This window comes from Pseudomonas sp. GM102 (assembly GCF_000282555.1).
GTDB lineage: Bacteria > Pseudomonadota > Gammaproteobacteria > Pseudomonadales > Pseudomonadaceae > Aquipseudomonas.
In genome coordinates this window covers 99,472-116,121 of record NZ_AKJB01000057.1, presented here as the reverse complement: position 1 = coordinate 116,121, position 16,650 = coordinate 99,472, and the positions used below count along the sequence as shown (strand labels likewise).

Here is a 16,650-nt window from a genome sequence, read left to right as displayed (position 1 = left end):
TACGTCTTGCCTCACTTCAAACGACCCGATAGGAATTGCTGCAAACGTTCACTCTTTGGCTGGTCGAGGATGGTTGCATCACCTTGCTCCTCGACCCGCCCCTGATGCAAGAACAACACCTGGCTGGACACTTGCCGGGCAAAGCCCATTTCGTGGGTCACCATTAACATGGTCCGGCCTTCTTCAGCCAGCGCCTGGATCACCTTCAACACCTCGCCCACCAATTCCGGATCGAGGGCCGAGGTCGGCTCGTCGAACAACAGAATCTCAGGTTCCACGGCCAACGCCCGGGCAATCGCGACGCGCTGTTGTTGCCCGCCGGACAGAAACGCCGGGTATTGATCGGCCACCCGCTGCGGCAAACCGACCTTGTCCAGATACGCCCGTGCGCTCTCTTCGGCGGCCTTGCGGCTGACACCCAGCACCCGACACGGCGCCAGTATGATGTTTTCCAGTACGGTCAGATGGCTCCACAAATTGAAATGCTGGAACACCATCGCCAGGCGTGTGCGCAAACGCTGCAACTGTGCCGGGTTGGCGACTCGCATGCCACCCGCGCCCGGGCGAGTGATGACTCGCTCACCGTCCAGCACAATGGCACCCTCGTCCGCCCGCTCCAAAAAGTTGATGCAGCGCAACATGGTGCTTTTACCCGAACCGCTGGCACCGATCATGCTCACCACATCGCCGGCCCGTGCGTTCAACGAGACGCCTTTAAGCACTTCATTGTCACCAAAACGTTTGTACAGATTTTCAACCGTGAGTTTGTACATGCGTAAGTCTCCAGCAGCGCCTGCTTCGGCGCTGCTCTGGATGAAAAGAGGAATTAGTGCGCCGGCCCGAGGAAGCTCAACCAGCGCTTCTCCGCCAGACGAAACCCGCCGACCAAACCGAACGACAGCGCGAGGTACAACAGGCCGGCGATGCCGAAGGCCTGAAAGGTCATGAAGGTCGCGGCATTGGCGTCCCGGGCGACTTTGAGAATGTCGGGAATGGTCGCGGTGAACGCTACCGACGTGGCATGCAACATCAGGATCACTTCGTTGCTGTAATACGGCAGCGCCCGGCGCAATGCCGAAGGCAGGATCAGCCGCAGGTACAGGCGCCAGCCGCTCAAGCCATAGGCATGGGCCGCCTCGATCTCACCGTAGGGAATGCTGCGGATCGCCCCGGCGAAGATTTCCACGGTGTAGGCGCAGGTGTTGAGCGTGAACGCCAGCAAGGTGCAGTTCATCGCATCGCGAAAGAACGCTTCGAGCAGCGGTTGCGAGCGGACCACGGCGATGCCGTAGATCCCGCTGTAGCAAATCAGCAACTGGATATACAGCGGCGTGCCGCGAAACACATAGGTAAACAGCTGAACCGGCCAACGCAGCAGGCCCCAGCGCGAAGTGCGCATGATCGCCAATGGCAGCGACAGGAAGAACCCCATCACAATGCTCGCCACCAGCAGCCACAAGGTCATCGCCAATCCGGTGAGGCTGTAACCGTCGCTGAACAGAAAGGGTTTCCAGTATTCGGCAATCAACTCGATCATCGCGCCATCCCCCGTACGCCTTGGTTGTAACGCCGCTCGAGTACTCGCAGTACGTAGTTCGACACGCTGGTGATCAGCAGGTACAGCGCCCCCGCCAGGAGCAGGAAGTCGAGCATGTTGAACGTGCTTTTACCGGCCTCCTGCGCCACCTTGACTAGGTCCGACAAACCGATGATCGACACCAGCGCCGTGGCCTTGAGCAGCACCAGCCAGTTGTTGCCCAGGCTCGGCAAGGCGAAGCGCATCATTTGCGGGAACACCACGAAACGAAAACGCTGCCAGCGGTTCAGCCCAAAGCTGGCGGCGGCTTCCTGTTGGCCGCGCGGCACGCTCAGGATCGCCCCGCGAAAGGTCTCGGTGAAATACGCGCCGTAGATGAAGCCGAGGGTGACGACGCCGGCCACAAAGGGGTCGATCTCCATGTAAGGCCAGCCCATGGCTTCGGTCAGGCTGCTCAGCCAGCCTTGCAGGCTGTAGAAAATCAACAGCATCAGCACCAGGTCTGGCACTCCGCGAATCAGCGTGGTGTAGAAGGTGGCGGGCAGGTTCAACAGTTTCAGCGGCGACAGCTTGGCCGCCGCGCCGAGCAGCCCCAGCGCCATGCTTACCAGCAGCGACAGCGCCGACAATTTTAGGGTGACCCAGGTGCCATGCAGCAACAAAGGGCCATAGCCTTGCAGGGACGAAAGATCGACCCCGATCAGATTCAGGAAGGAATTCACGCCAGTCACCTGTCTTGAGGCGCCCGCTTGCAAGCGCTGCGCCTGTTACCAGGGCGCAGCGCTCGGGGCGCGAGGATCAGTTGTTGTAGAGGTCCAGATCGCCGAAGTGCTTCTGCTGGATCTGTGCGTAGATGCCCTTTTCATGCAGGGCCTTGATGGCGGCATTGAGCATGCCTTTGAGCTCTTCGTTGTCCTTGCGGATGCCGATGGCGATTTCCGATGGCACCAACGGGTCGCTGATGCCTTCGCTGTTCTGGAAGTCCGCCCCTTGGGGAGACGTCAGAAAGCTCATCTGCGCTTGCAGCTTGTCCTGGATCGACGCATCAAGACGCCCGAAAACCAGGTCGGCGTAAACCTGATCCTGGTTCTGGTAAGCGCGCAGTTTCACCCCGCCCGGCCCCAGTTTGGCCTTGGCATAGGTTTCCTGAATCGTGCCCTGCATGTAACCGATGGTTTTGCCTCGTAGCGATTCGGCGGTGGGCAACAGGCCGGAATCCTTGCGGGTGACGATGGCGGTCGGTCCGGCATACAGGCGATCGGTGAAGTCGATCTGTTTTTTGCGCGCGTCGGTGACGGTCATCGAGGATTCGATGGCGTCGAACTTGCCCGCCTTCAGGGCCGGGATCAGCCCATCGAAGTCATTGCTGATCCACACGCACTTCAACTTCAGCTCGGCACAAATCGCATTGCCCAGGTCCACGCCAAACCCCTGCACGCCGCCATCGGCGGTGGTGGATTCAAAAGGTGGGTAACTGGGGTTGACGCCGAATCGCAACTCTTTCCATTCCTTGGCGCTGGCTCCGGTGGAGCAGCACAGCAAAGCCAATGCCGGTAAGGTCAGCCATTTGATGTTCATCTTCTAGAGTCCCGGATTATTTGGATTTATCGCGGCTTGGCGCCTGCGCCGCACCACACTTTTTGACAGGGGCAGAGAGTCGATGCGGTATTCACCGCAGCCGTATTTGTTGTTGTTTTCGACTGGGTCTAATCAGTCGTCGGGGTGCAGTCCGTTTCAGGCCCTTGATCGCAAGTGCTTGAAATGGACCGTCAGAATGCCAATTGCCTGGACGGCACGGGTGTCGTAAGTCCCTGTTCAGACAGCTCAAGTACGCTGAACGGAGGCCTTTCACAGCCGATTCTGTCGTTGATTGCCGGATGGGGGTAAAGATCAAAGGAAATATCAAGAGATCGCAGCCTTCGGCAGCTACTACATTGACCGCGTCCACCGCGATTTTCGGTATGAACACCAATCCCCTAGGAGCTGCCGAAGGCTGCGATCCTTTGATCTTGCTTTAAGGCAAAAACGCAAACTAACCCTGCACATATCCCGGTTGTACATCACAAATTTGCACTGATACGATCCAGCATCGCTCGCGCGCGAGCTTCTCTAGAAAGAACAATAAAAGCAGGGAGTTAGTGATGACTGCTCAGGTTTCATCCCCGACAACACAGCCCATGGATGCCACGCAAAACGAAGTGTTGGCCGAGGTTCGCAATCACATCGGTCACCTGACCCTCAATCGCCCCGCCGGCCTCAACGCCATTACCCTGGACATGGTTCGCAGCCTGCAACAGCAACTCGACGCATGGGCCGCAGATCCGCAGGTAAACGCAGTGGTGTTGCGCGGCGCTGGTGAGAAAGCGTTCTGTGCCGGCGGCGATATTCGCTCGCTGTACGACAGTTTCAAAAGCGGCGACACCCTGCACGAAGACTTCTTCGTCGAGGAATACGCCCTCGACCTCGCCATCCATCACTATCGCAAACCGGTCCTGGCCTTGATGGATGGCTTTGTGCTGGGCGGTGGCATGGGGCTGGTGCAAGGCGCCGATTTGCGGGTGGTCACCGAGCGCAGCCGTCTGGCGATGCCGGAAGTGGCTATCGGTTATTTCCCGGATGTCGGCGGCAGCCATTTTCTGCCGCGCGTTCCCGGTGAACTGGGTATTTACCTCGGTGTCAGCGGCGTGCAAATCCGCGCGGCCGATGCGCTCTATTGCGGCCTGGCCGACTGGTACCTGGAAAGCAACAAGCTGGGCACTCTGGACGAGCAACTCGATCAGCTCCAATGGCACGAAACGCCGTTGAAGGACCTTCAAGGTCTGCTGGCGAAACTCGCCGTGCAACAACTGCCGGCGGCACCATTAGCGGCATTGCGGCCGGCCATCGATCACTTCTTCGCCCTGCCCGATGTGCCGAGTATGGTGGAACAATTGCGTGAAGTGACCGTCGCCGACAGTCATGAGTGGGCCACGGCCACCGCCGACCTGCTGGAAAGCCGTTCACCGCTGGCCATGGGCGTGACCCTGGAAATGCTGCGGCGCGGTCGGCACCTGAGCCTGGAACAGTGCTTCGCCCTCGAACTGCACCTGGATCGCCAGTGGTTCGAACGCGGCGACCTGATCGAAGGCGTGCGCGCCTTGCTGATCGACAAAGACAAGAACCCGCGCTGGAACCCGCCGACTCTGCAGGCGCTGGACGCCGGGCACGTGGCGAGTTTTTTCACCGGGTTCGACCAGAGCGGGAGCTGAGCCATGCACGATATCGAATTGAGCGAAGAGCAAGTGATGATCCGCGACATGGCCCGGGATTTTGCCCGTGGCGAAATCGCGCCCCACGCACAGGCCTGGGAAAAGGCCGGCTGGATCGATGACGGTCTGGTGGCGAAGATGGGTGAACTGGGTCTGCTGGGCATGGTGGTGCCCGAGGAATGGGGCGGCACTTATGTCGACTACGTGGCCTACGCCTTGGCGGTAGAAGAGATTTCCGCCGGTGACGGCGCCACCGGTGCGCTGATGAGCATCCACAACTCCGTGGGTTGCGGGCCGGTGCTTAACTACGGCACCGAAGAACAGAAACAGCAATGGTTGCCAGACCTCGCCAGCGGCCAGGCCATCGGCTGCTTCTGTCTCACCGAACCCCAGGCCGGCTCCGAAGCGCATAACCTGCGCACCCGCGCCGAACTGCGTGATGGCCAGTGGGTGATCAACGGCGCCAAGCAATTCGTCAGCAACGGCAAACGGGCGAAACTGGCGATTGTCTTCGCCGTGACCGATCCGGAGCTGGGCAAGCGCGGCATCTCAGCGTTCCTGGTGCCGACCGAAACCACGGGGTTCATCGTCGACCGCAGTGAACACAAGATGGGCATCCGCGCTTCCGATACCTGTGCCGTCACCTTGAACAATTGCACCGTTCCCGAGGCCAATCTGCTGGGCGAACGCGGCAAAGGCCTGGCCATAGCCCTCTCCAACCTCGAAGGCGGGCGCATCGGCATCGCCGCGCAAGCCTTGGGCATCGCCCGGGCAGCGTTCGAAGCGGCGCTGGCTTATGCGCGGGATCGGGTGCAGTTCGACAAGCCGATCATCGAGCACCAAAGCATCGCCAATATGCTGGCCGACATGCACACCCGCTTGAATGCTGCACGTTTGCTGATCCTGCACGCCGCGCGGTTGCGCAGTGCCGGCAAGCCGTGTCTGTCGGAGGCTTCACAGGCCAAGCTGTTTGCATCCGAGATGGCAGAGAAGGTCTGCTCGTCGGCGATACAGATTCATGGCGGGTATGGGTATCTGGAAGATTACCCGGTGGAGCGCTACTACCGGGATGCGCGGATCACGCAGATTTATGAAGGCTCGAGCGAGATACAGCGGATGGTGATTGCCCGGGAGCTCAAGCACTACCTGATCTAGAGAGTCGCCGCAGACATGATCGTTCCCACGCAGAGCGTGGGAACGATCAAGGCGTCCGTGAGAACGCTACATCACTTACCCAGGAACTGCGCCTCACGCTTGGCAATAAACGCCGCCATCCCTTCCTTCTGATCCTGCGTCGCAAACGCCGCATGGAACACCCGACGCTCAAAACGCACGCCTTCCGACAGGCTGACTTCAAAGGCACGGTTGACGCTTTCCTTGATCATCATCGCAATCGGCAGCGACTTCTTGGCAATCAGCGCCGCAACTTTCAGCGCTTCGTCCACGAGCTCTTCCGCCGGCACGATGCGCGCAACGATGCCGCAACGCTCCGCTTCCACCGCATCGATCAAACGCCCGCTCAGGCACATTTCCATGGCCTTGGCCTTGCCCACTGCGCGGGTCAGGCGCTGAGTGCCGCCCATGCCCGGCAGCACGCCGAGGTTGATTTCCGGCTGACCAAACTTTGCGTTGTCGCCCGCCAGAATGAAGTCGCACATCAACGCCAGTTCACAACCACCGCCCAGGGCGAAACCGTTGACCGCGGCGATGATCGGCTTGCGGCGGTTGGCCACGCGATCGCTGTCGCTGAACAAGTCGTCGAGGTAGATCTGCGGATACGTCAGCTCGGCCATTTCCTTGATGTCAGCACCGGCGGCGAAGGCTTTTTTCGAGCCGGTCAGCACGATGCAACCGATGTTCGAATCGGCTTCCAGGCCATCGAGGGCGTGGTTCAGTTCGCTGACAATTTGCGCATTCAACGCGTTCAAGGCTTGCGGACGGTTGAGGGTGATCAGACCAACGTGGCCGTGGGTTTCCAGCAAAATCGTTTCGTAGTTCATAGGTGGATTCCTTCTCAAAGATTGCGCGAAATGACCATGCGCTGAATGTCGCTGGTGCCTTCGTAAATCTGGCACACCCGCACGTCGCGGTAGATCCGCTCCAGCGGGAAGTCGTTCAGGTAACCGTAACCGCCAAGGGTTTGCAACGCCGAGGAGCAGACCTTCTCGGCCATTTCCGAAGCGAACAGCTTGGCCATGGACGCCTCGACCAGCGCCGGCTTACCGCTGTCGCGCAACGCCGCCGCGTAATGCACCATTTGCCGGGCCACGGCAATCTGGGTTGCCATGTCTGCCAGCCGGAAGGCTACCGCCTGGTGTTCGATGATCGGCTTGCCGAAGCTCTCGCGTTCACGAGCATAGTCGCGGGCCGCTTCGAATGCGGCGCGGGCCATGCCCACCGATTGCGAGGCGATGCCGACACGGCCGCCTTCGAGGTTGGCCAGGGCGATCTTGTAGCCTTCGCCCTCCTCGCCCAGTCGATTGGCGACCGGGACTTTCACATCCTCGAAGAGGATCTGGCAGGTATCGGAGGCGTGCTGGCCGAGTTTGTCTTCGACTCGCGCGACTTTATAGCCCGGCGAATCGGTGGGCACGATCAGCGCCGTAATCCCACGTTTGCCGGCGCTCGGGTCAGTCACCGCAAACACAATCACCACCCCGGCGTTTTGCCCTGAGGTGATGAATTGCTTGCAGCCGTTGAGCACGTAGTGATCGCCGTCCAGCCGGGCACGGGTTTTCAGGCTGCTCGCATCGGAGCCGGCTTGCGGTTCGGTCAGGGCAAACGCACCGAGCATCGCGCCGCTGGCGAGTGGCTTGAGGAAGCGTTCTTTCTGATCGTCGTTGCCGAACTTGAGGATCGGCACGCAACCCACCGAGTTGTGCACGCTCATGATGGTCGAGCAGGCGCCATCGCCGGCAGCGATTTCTTCCAGGGCCATGGCGTAGGCCAGGTAACCGGTGTCGCAACCGCCCCACTGCTCCGGCACCAGCATGCCGAAGAAGCCCAGGTCGGCCATCTCGCCAATGGCTTCCTTGGGGAAGCGATGTTCGCGGTCCCATTCGGCGGCGAACGGTTTCAGCCGTTCCTGGGCAAACTGCCGGGCCGCGTCGCTGATCTGAAGTTGTTCGTCATTGGGAATCATGCCAAGTCCTTAAAATTCAAGTTGAAACGCAAGACCTGTGGGAGCGGGCTTGCCCGCGATGGCGGTTTTCCAGACGCCAACGATGTCGTCTGACAGATCGCTATCGCGGGCAAGCCCGCTCCCACAAGGATTGGCGTCAGCCCTTAATACAGGCACTCAACAGCCATGGCCGTAGCTTCGCCGCCGCCGATGCAGATTGCTGCAACACCGCGTTTCAGGCCTTTCTGGCGCAAGGCCGAGAGCAAGGTCACGAGGATCCGCGCGCCGGACGCACCGATCGGGTGACCCAACGCGCAGGCACCGCCGTGGACGTTGATCTTCTCGTGGGGAATTTCCAGTTTGGTCATGGTCACCAGACTGACCACCGCGAACGCTTCGTTGACTTCGAACAACTCGACTTCGTCCAGCGACCAGCCGGTTTTTTTCATCAGTTTCTTGATCGCGCCCACCGGTGCCACCGGGAACAGCCCCGGCGTGTCGGCAAACGCGGCGTGACCATGAATCACCGCCAGCGGTTTCAGGCCTTGTTTCTCTGCTTCGGAACGGCGCATCAACACCAATGCCGCCGCGCCGTCGGAGATAGAACTGGAGTTCGCCGCCGTCACGGTGCCACCGTCACGGAACGCCGGTTTCAGCGAGGCGATCTTGTCCAGTTTGGCTTTCGGCGGCTGTTCGTCATGGCTGATCAGCACCTGCTCTTTGCCGACGGTCACGGTGAGCGGTACGATCTCGGCGTTGAAGCTGCCGTCCTTGATCGCCTGTTGAGCGCGGGTGGTCGAAGCAATGGCAAACGCGTCTTGCGCTTCGCGGGTAAAACCGTTGGTTTCAGCGCAATCCTCGGCGAAGGTACCCATCAGGCGGCCCTTGTCGTAGGCATCTTCCAGGCCGTCGAGGAACATGTGATCGAGCACTCGGCCGTGGCCCATGCGGTAACCGCTGCGGGCGCGGTCCAGCAGGTATGGCGCGTTGGACATGCTTTCCATGCCACCGGCGACGACCACATCGGCACTGCCGGCGATCAGCATGTCGTGGGCCAGGATCGTGGCCTCCATGCCCGATCCGCACATTTTGTTCAGAGTCGTGCAGCGAGTCGATTTATCCAGCCCGGCACCCAGTGCCGCTTGCCGCGCCGGCGCCTGGCCGAGACCGGCGGAGAGCACGCAGCCGAACAGCACTTCTTCTACGGATTCAGGGGCGACACCGGCGCGTTCGACGGCAGCACGAATCGCTGCGGCGCCCAGCTGCGGTGCGGTGAGGCTTTTCAGTTCGCCCTGGAAACCGCCCATCGGGGTGCGGACGGCACTGACAATAACAATCGGATCGTTGGAAAGTGTCATGTCTAATCCTCCTTATTTGGCGGCCATGCGCAGGGCACCGTCGAGACGGATCACCTCGCCGTTGAGCATGCTGTTTTCTATGATATGCCTGACCAGCGCGGCGTACTCGCTCGCCTTGCCCAGGCGCGGTGGGAATGGCACGCCAGCGGCCAAGGACTCGCGCACTTCAGGGGTCATGCCGGCCATCATCGGCGTTTCGAAAATGCCCGGTGCGATGGTCATCACGCGGATACCGAAGCGCGCCAGTTCACGGGCCGCGGGCAAGGTCAGGCTGACGATCGCGCCTTTCGACGCCGAATACGCGGCCTGACCGATCTGGCCGTCGAAGGCTGCGGCCGACGCGGTGTTGATGATCACGCCACGCTCGCCATCTTCATTGGCTTCGGTTTCGGCGATGGCTGCCGCCGCCAGGCGCAGCATGTTGAAACTGCCGATCAGGTTGACGTTGATCACCTGGCTGAAGCTGTCCAGTGCATGAGGACCGTTCTTGCCGAGGATCTTCTCGCCACGCACGATGCCAGCGCAATTGATCAGACCATTGAGGCCACCAAACGCTTTGACCGTCGCCTGCACCGCCGCTTGCGCAGCCGCTTCATTGCTGATGTCGGCCACCACGCTTTGCGCGCCCAAACGTGCAGCCTGGGCCGCGACGGCTTCGGCGTTCATGTCGACCAGCATCACCTTGGCGCCGGCAGCCACCAACATTTCAGCGGTGGCGGCACCGAGGCCGGACGCACCGCCGGTGACGAGAAAAACCTTGTTTTCGATCTGCATCATTGTTTCCTTGGATTCAAGCTGAAACGTTCTTCGCGGTGGCCTCTTGAGCCTTGGCGATTTCCTGGTTGCGCAAGATAAAGCGCTGCAATTTGCCGCTTGGGGTTTTCGGCAACTCGCTGACAAATTCAATTTCACGGGGGTACGCGTGCGCCGCCAGACGCTTGCGCACGTGTTGGCGCAACTCTTCGGCGAGTGCAGGTTCGGCGCGGTATTGCGGACTGAGCACGACGAAGGCTTTCACCAGCTCGGTGCGCTCCGGATCGGGCTTGCCGATCACCGCCGCTTCGACCACCGCCGGGTGTTCGATCAGCGCGCTTTCCACGTCGAACGGACCAACGCGATAGCCGGAGGTGGTGATCACGTCGTCGCTGCGGCCGACGAAGCTAATGCTGCCGTCCGGGTTCCACTCGACGGTGTCGCCGCTCAGGTAATAGTTGCCGACGAAGGCCTTGGTCGGTGCGCCTTCGTAACCGCCGAACCAGCACATCGGCGACTGAGTCCGGTCGATGGCCAGGATGCCTGGTTGGCCGACGCCCAGTTCTTTGTATTCGTCGTCGAGCACCACGATGCGGTGGCCCGGCGAGGCAAAACCGGCAGCGCCGACGTGCACCGGATGATCGAGGCCGTGGTGATTGCACAACACCATGCCCAGTTCGGTCTGGCCGTAATGGTCATGAATCACCACGCCGAGGTTATCGGCGAACCAGCGGATCACTTCCGGGTTCAGCGGTTCGCCGGCGCTGCTGACAATGCGCAGCTTGCCCTTGATCGAGCGGGCAAACTCATCGCCACCGGCAATCAGCAAGCGATACGCGGTGGGTGAACCGGTGAGGTTGGTGATCCCGTATTTGTTGATCACCCGGCAGGTGCTTTCGAGGGTGAACGGGCCATCGTAAAAGGTGATCGGATGCCCCATCGCCATCGGCCCGGTGACGCCGAAATAGATGCCGTAGGCCCAGCCCGGATCGGCGACGTTCCAGAACGCGTCTTCGGGGCGCAAATCCACCGCGTCACGGGTGTAGCTCTGGAACGCGACGATCGCCTTGAGCGGCACCGACAGCGCTTTCGACGGGCCGGTGGTGCCCGAGGTGAACATCAGCAGGAACGGGTCTTCGCCGGTCAGCAATACCGGTTCGCACTCGGAGGAATAATTGGCCAGTTCGGCCCAGAAACTGAAATCGCCACGGACGATGCCCTGGCCCTTGGCGCCGCCAACGGTAACGATGGTCGGGCAGTCGGCCACTTCAGCGAGTTTCGGGCGGTTGACCGCGTCGGTCACCACCACTTTGGCGCCGGAACTGCTTAGACGGTGTTCGATGGCTTTCGGGCCGAAGGCAGTAAACAGCGGCTGATAGACCGCGCCGATGCGCCAGGTGGCGAACACGGTGATCAGCAATTCGATGTTGCGGGGCAGGAGGCCGGCGACTTTATCGCCCTTCTTCACGCCCTGGGCCAGCAGGAAGTTAGCGAAGCGCGCGGCTTTGTCCTGCAAGTCGCTGAAGGTGTAGGTCGCGCTGCTGCCATCGCGACCTTCCCAGAACAGCGCAATACGTCCCGGCAAGGCATGCCGGTCGCAACATTCGACGCAGGCGTTAAGCGCGCTCAACGACCCTGTGAGCGCGGCATCGACGGTGTGCTGATAATTGAACTGTGAGGTGGCAGACAAGTAATCGCGCATTGCCAGAATCCCTGTGTGTTTTTATTAGGTTGGGGGAACCGTAAACAACAGGGAAATACTCGCTCTGCGCGGGGAGCGGGACAATGGTCAAAGCTATCAAGTTGTGTGACTGGTTTGGCCAAGGTTCAAGGGTTGCGTCGCCTGGACGGACGCCTTCGCGGGCAAGCCTCGCTCCTACAGGTCCCGGATCGCCAAGTTCACCACCGCCCCCGTAAGAGCGAGGCTTGCCCGCGAAGGCGCCAGCCCCATCAACACAAGGTCCAGATCAGTCAGCCTCGTTAAGAATCAAACTCCGATAATGCCCCGGATTAGACCCCGACCACTTGCGAAACGCCTTGTAGAACGAGCTGGCATCGGCAAACCCCAAACGGGTGGCGATTTCGGCGAAGCTGATGGCGGGCTCGGCCAACCAGACGATCGCCAGTTCCTTGCGCACGCTGTCCTTGAGCCCTTGATACGTCTGGCCCTCTTCAGCCAAACGTCGGCGCAAGGTCGAGGCGGACATGCACAGTTGCTGCGCAAGCGCCTCGGTTTCCGGCCAATGCTCGGCAGGCAGTTGCCGCAGATCGTGCTTGATCCGACTGGCCAGGCTTTCGGGATCGCGGTACTTGACCAGAATGTTCGCCGGCGCATGGGCCAGGAAGCGTTTGAGTTCTTCTGAACTGCGCTTGATCGGCAAATCCAGGCAATCGGCGGAGAAAATCATCCGCGTGCGCAGCCGGTCGAACCGCAGGTTCTCGGAGAACATCACCCGGTAGTCATCGCAAAAATCCGGCGCCGGGCAACGCAACTCGATGGCCAGGATCGGAATCCGCCGCCCTGCCAGCCAGCAGGCAACGCCGTGCACGATCATCCAGTAAGTGAAATAGGTGAAGGCGCGGCGCGGGTCTTCCTCGTCCTCCAGCAGGACGATTTCCGCCAGGCTTTGCTGGCGAACCAATTGCGCGGGCATGCGTTCGAGCATCAACGACAGAAAGCTCAGCCCCGAAGTCAGCCCGGCGGCCAGGCTTGGCTGGACCATCGAGCAACGACACAGAAACTCCAGGCTGCCGGACTTGAGCTTGCGCGGGTCCATGCCAAAAAACTCATCGTCGCCGCGCCGGGCCAGCAAGCGCCACAACCGCGCATAGGCGGTGGCCGGAACACGGGCGTCGGTGCTTTGCAGCAGTGCCGGATCGATGCCGACCTTGTTCAACACCTCTTCGGTGGCAGCGCCCGGGGCGCAACTTTGCAACAGCGCTTCACGCACCAGTTGAATGGAGATGGTGTCCTTTTCCGACATTGACCGAGGTGAGCCTTGTTCTTGTTTAAGTGGTGGGCATATTAGCGCACAGCGAACCGATTCCGTAGGAGCGAGGCTTGCCCGCGAAGAACGATGACGCGGTGTCATTGAAAGACCGAGTTGTCTGATTCGCGGGCAAGCCTCGCTCCTACAGGTTATCGAGGGTTGTTCAGCTTAGGTTCAGCTAAATGGCAATCAGTGCCATATGAGAATAAGTTTCATCATGTTACAACTTAGCACCCTATCTAATTCCCCTCCGGTGCTGAATGCTCGTTCCTTTTCTGATCATGCTGCGCGAAGGCATTGAAGCCGCGCTGATCGTTGGCATCATCGCCAGTTACCTCAAACAGACCGGTCGCGGTCAATGGATGCCCGCCGTGTGGATCGGCGTATTCCTCGCCGTCGCTTTGGCCCTTTTGGTGGGCGGAGGCCTGGAGCTGGTCAGCGCCGAGTTCCCGCAAAAGCAGCAAGAACTGTTTGAAGGTGTGGTCGGTCTGGTGGCGGTCGGCATCCTCAGTTCCATGGTGTTCTGGATGCGCAAAGTGGCGCGTTCGATAAAGCATTCGCTGCACGTTTCCCTCGATCACGCGTTGACCGGTTCCAAACACCAAGTCACCGCGCTGATCGCCATGGTGTTCTTTGCTGTAGCCCGGGAAGGTCTGGAAACGGTGTTCTTCCTGCTCGCGGTGTTCCAGCAAAGCGAAGGCCCGGCCGCGCCGATCGGCGCCCTGCTCGGTTTGGTCCTGGCGATCATCGTCGGCTTCCTGATTTACACCGGCAGCATGCGCCTGAACCTCGGCGCGTTTTTCCGCTGGACCGGGCTGTTCATCCTGATGGTGGCCGCCGGGATTCTCGCCAATTCGGTTCAGGCGCTGCATGAAGCCGGCATGTGGAATCACCTGCAAACAGTGCTCTTCGACTTCAGCACCACGCTGCCAATGGACAGCCCGCTGGGCTCGGTGCTGGCTGGCATGTTCGGTTATCAGGACGCGCCAACCGTCAGCACCCTCGGGGCGTATCTGATTTATCTGTTGGTGGCGCTGCTGATGTTTTTTTTGCCGGCTGCCGCCCCCGCTCAAACACCCTCTTCCGTTTCCAGTCAGTAAGGGCACCCATGCCAAATCGAACCCCTCCCCAGGCTTCCCCTCCCCGCGCCTTGCGCTGGGCGGTGGCCGGTTCGGTGATCGTAATGATCGCTGCCGGCGGCCTGTTCTACTACGCCTCGAAAATGGCCGCGGTCAAGCGCCAGACCAACCATGACGAAGTAGTCGTGACCATTCACCCGCACAGCTGCGAGCCGAATGCGCTGACGGTCCCGGCTGGTCGCGCCAGTTTTCGCATCGTCAACCGCTCGGACCGTGCCGTCGAATGGGAAATCCTCGACGGGGTGCTGGTGGTCGAAGAACGCGAGAACATCGCCCCCGGCCTGAGCCAGGTGATCAATGCCAACCTGCTGCCCGGCGACTATGCAATCACTTGTGGCCTGCTGAGCAATCCACGCGGCACGCTGCATGTCACCCCGACCGCCGCCTCCGATGCGGCTGCGAAAGCGCGCCCATCGATGGTGGCGTTCATTGGGCCGCTCTCGGAGTTCCGCGTCTACCTGAACAGCCAGAGCACGGCGCTGATCAAAGCCGTCACTGCCCTTGAGCAAGCGATCGACGCCGGCGACCTGAGCCAGGCGCAAGCCTTGTATGTGCCGGCGCGCGCGGCCTATCAACGCTTGGCTCCAGCGGCCCAGCGCCTGGCGGAACTGGACGATGCGATCAACGCCCGCGCCGATTACTTCGACAAGCGCGAGCAGGATCCGGGTTTCGTTGGCTTCCACCGTCTTGAGTACGCACTGTTCCAGCAACGCAACCTCGATGGCCTGACGCCCGTTGCCCAGCGCCTGATCACCGACGTCATCACGCTCAAACAGCAACTGCTGGCCCAGTCGCTGCCGCCGGAACAATGGGTGGGCATTCTGGTGCGCAACCTCAACAGCCTCGCCGATGTCCGGGCCAGCAGCGGTGAAGAAGAACGCTACAGCCACACCGACCTGATCGGTTTTGCCGCCAACCTCGATGCGACCCGCAAAGTCGTCGACCTGTTACGGCCATTGCTGAGCAAATCCGCTGCCCAATTGCTGCCGACAATCGACAGTGCGATTACCGCCTTCGACGCCGAACTCAACGGCTTCAAGGTCAAGGATGGCTACGCCAGCTACGACACCGTCAGCGCCGAGCAACGCAAGCACATCGCCGACAAGGCCAAGGTTCTGGCCGATGCACTCGATGGAATCGATCCCGCCCTTGGCCTTTCCGGCCTGTAAGCAGAAGACCACTTTCACATGAACGACTCAGAACAGTTTTCAGCACAACGCCGTCGCGTCTTGATGGGCATGGGCGCCGCCGGTGTGGCATTAGCCGGTTCGGCCCTGAGCTGCCCGGCCATGGCCGCCAGCCCCGCGCAAGTCACCGAAGCGCCGAGCAGCGACAAAACCGAGGACCGCCACGCGTTCCACGGCAAGCACCAGACTGGCATTGTCACCCCACGTCCGGCATCGGGCATGCTGGTGTCGTTCGACGTACTGGCCAGCGACCGCGAAGATCTGGAGCGGTTGTTTCGCACGCTCAACGAGCGCATCGCGTTCCTGATGCAGGGCGGCCCGGTGGCCCAGGTCGATCCGAAACTGCCGCCACTGGATTCAGGGATTCTTGGCCCGGTGGTGACGCCAGACAACCTGACCATCACCGTCTCGGTAGGCGAGTCGCTGTTCGACGAACGCTTCGGTCTGGCCGGCGCCAAGCCCAAGCGGCTGAGCCGCATGGTCGGTTTCCCCAACGATGCACTGGAAGCCGACTACTGCCACGGCGACCTGAGCCTGCAGTTCTGCTCCAACACCACCGACACGAATATCCACGCCCTGCGCGACATCGTGAAAAACCTGCCGGACCTGTTGCTGGTGCGCTGGAAACAGGAAGGCAGCGTGCCGCCGCAAGCCCCGGCGAAACCCGGTGTGCCGGCGCAAAGCGCGCGCAACTTTCTGGGATTTCGCGACGGCTCGGCCAACCCGGATTCCAACGACGCCAAAGCCATGGACAGCATCGTCTGGGTCCAGCCCGGCAGCGACGAACCGGCCTGGGCAGTCAATGGCAGCTATCAGGCGGTGCGGATCATCCGCAACTTCGTCGAACGCTGGGACCGCACGCCGCTGCAAGAACAGCAAAGCATCCTCGGCCGGGTCAAGAGCACCGGCGCACCGATGGATGGCGAACACGAAACCCAGGTCCCGGACTACGCCAAAGACCCGCAAGGCAAGCTGACCAAGCTCGACGCCCACATCCGCCTGGCCAACCCGCGCACCGCCGCGACCCAGGCCAACCTGATCCTGCGCCGGCCGTTCAACTACTCCAACGGCGTGAACAAGAACGGTCAGCTGGACATGGGCTTGCTGTTCATCTGCTACCAGGCAGACCTGCAAAAAGGCTTCATCACCGTGCAAACACGACTCAACGGCGAGCCGTTGGAGGAATACCTCAAGCCAGTCGGCGGCGGGTACTTCTTCACCTTGCCCGGCGTGACCGACGATAAGGATTTCATCGGTCGTTCGCTTCTGAATGCGACACAGCAAAAAACCACTGCATAGGCCCTTACGGAACCGCCC

Annotated in this window: 15 protein-coding genes; 5 read left to right on the top strand and 10 right to left on the bottom strand. The window is 60.9% G+C overall.

What is annotated here, in order from left to right:
- Positions 1 to 11 precede the first annotated feature (11 nt).
- From PMI18_RS16075 to PMI18_RS16090, 4 genes are all read right to left on the bottom strand, one after another.
- Positions 12 to 773 (bottom strand): ABC transporter ATP-binding protein, encoded by a 762-nt coding sequence (locus PMI18_RS16075; RefSeq protein WP_007900193.1) that lies wholly within the window; start codon positions 771 to 773, stop codon positions 12 to 14.
- A 53-nt stretch (positions 774 to 826) separates the two neighbouring features.
- Complete coding sequence (locus PMI18_RS16080) at positions 827 to 1,537, bottom strand: ABC transporter permease (protein WP_007900192.1); 711 nt, start codon at positions 1,535 to 1,537, stop codon at positions 827 to 829.
- Positions 1,534 to 2,259 (bottom strand): ABC transporter permease, encoded by a 726-nt coding sequence (locus PMI18_RS16085; protein WP_007900191.1) that lies wholly within the window; start codon positions 2,257 to 2,259, stop codon positions 1,534 to 1,536. Before PMI18_RS16085 ends, PMI18_RS16080 begins: the two co-directional genes overlap by 4 nt.
- 76 nt (positions 2,260 to 2,335) lie before the next feature.
- Positions 2,336 to 3,115, bottom strand: a complete 780-nt coding sequence (locus PMI18_RS16090; protein ID WP_007900190.1) for a transporter substrate-binding domain-containing protein — start codon at positions 3,113 to 3,115, stop codon at positions 2,336 to 2,338.
- 563 nt (positions 3,116 to 3,678) lie between these two features.
- Between PMI18_RS16090 and PMI18_RS16095 the strand changes: the two genes are divergently transcribed.
- Together PMI18_RS16095 and PMI18_RS16100 are read left to right on the top strand one after the other, a co-directional pair.
- Positions 3,679 to 4,785: an enoyl-CoA hydratase/isomerase family protein gene (locus PMI18_RS16095; protein ID WP_007900189.1), complete on the top strand. Its 1,107-nt coding sequence runs from the start codon at positions 3,679 to 3,681 to the stop codon at positions 4,783 to 4,785.
- Between the two features lie 3 nt (positions 4,786 to 4,788).
- Positions 4,789 to 5,940, top strand: coding sequence for an acyl-CoA dehydrogenase family protein (locus PMI18_RS16100; RefSeq protein ID WP_007900187.1), 1,152 nt, complete (start codon positions 4,789 to 4,791; stop codon positions 5,938 to 5,940).
- 71 nt (positions 5,941 to 6,011) lie between these two features.
- On the opposite strand, the gene PMI18_RS16105 is transcribed toward PMI18_RS16100, so the two are convergent.
- From PMI18_RS16105 to PMI18_RS16130, 6 genes are all read right to left on the bottom strand, one after another.
- Positions 6,012 to 6,785: an enoyl-CoA hydratase gene (locus PMI18_RS16105; RefSeq protein ID WP_007900183.1), complete on the bottom strand. Its 774-nt coding sequence runs from the start codon at positions 6,783 to 6,785 to the stop codon at positions 6,012 to 6,014.
- Positions 6,786 to 6,799: 14 nt separating this feature from the next.
- Positions 6,800 to 7,927, bottom strand: coding sequence for an acyl-CoA dehydrogenase (locus PMI18_RS16110; RefSeq protein WP_007900180.1), 1,128 nt, complete (start codon positions 7,925 to 7,927; stop codon positions 6,800 to 6,802).
- Positions 7,928 to 8,070: 143 nt separating this feature from the next.
- A complete protein-coding gene (locus PMI18_RS16115; RefSeq protein ID WP_007900177.1) occupies positions 8,071 to 9,264 on the bottom strand; it encodes an acetyl-CoA C-acyltransferase in 1,194 nt (397 codons plus the stop codon).
- A gap of 12 nt (positions 9,265 to 9,276) precedes the next feature.
- Complete coding sequence (locus tag PMI18_RS16120) at positions 9,277 to 10,038, bottom strand: SDR family NAD(P)-dependent oxidoreductase (protein WP_007900174.1); 762 nt, start codon at positions 10,036 to 10,038, stop codon at positions 9,277 to 9,279.
- A 16-nt stretch (positions 10,039 to 10,054) separates the two neighbouring features.
- On the bottom strand, positions 10,055 to 11,719 hold the full coding sequence (locus tag PMI18_RS16125) for an AMP-binding protein (RefSeq protein ID WP_007900171.1): 1,665 nt from the start codon (positions 11,717 to 11,719) through the stop codon (positions 10,055 to 10,057).
- A gap of 265 nt (positions 11,720 to 11,984) precedes the next feature.
- Positions 11,985 to 13,001 (bottom strand): AraC family transcriptional regulator, encoded by a 1,017-nt coding sequence (locus tag PMI18_RS16130; RefSeq protein WP_007900168.1) that lies wholly within the window; start codon positions 12,999 to 13,001, stop codon positions 11,985 to 11,987.
- Positions 13,002 to 13,267: 266 nt separating this feature from the next.
- Here PMI18_RS16130 and efeU point away from each other — a divergent pair, with 266 nt between their 5' ends.
- From efeU to efeB, 3 genes are read left to right on the top strand one after another with little or no spacing between them, the layout of a single operon-like run.
- Positions 13,268 to 14,107, top strand: coding sequence for an iron uptake transporter permease EfeU (gene efeU / locus PMI18_RS16135; RefSeq protein WP_007900164.1), 840 nt, complete (start codon positions 13,268 to 13,270; stop codon positions 14,105 to 14,107).
- Between the two features lie 8 nt (positions 14,108 to 14,115).
- Positions 14,116 to 15,315 carry an iron uptake system protein EfeO gene (efeO, locus tag PMI18_RS16140; protein WP_007900159.1) on the top strand — a complete coding sequence of 400 codons (1,200 nt, stop codon included), beginning with the start codon at positions 14,116 to 14,118 and terminating at the stop codon, positions 15,313 to 15,315.
- An 18-nt stretch (positions 15,316 to 15,333) separates the two neighbouring features.
- The gene (efeB, locus tag PMI18_RS16145) at positions 15,334 to 16,632 is read left to right on the top strand and encodes an iron uptake transporter deferrochelatase/peroxidase subunit (protein WP_007900158.1); all 1,299 of its coding nucleotides are present in this window, start codon (positions 15,334 to 15,336) and stop codon (positions 16,630 to 16,632) included.
- Positions 16,633 to 16,650: the final 18 nt, after the last annotated feature.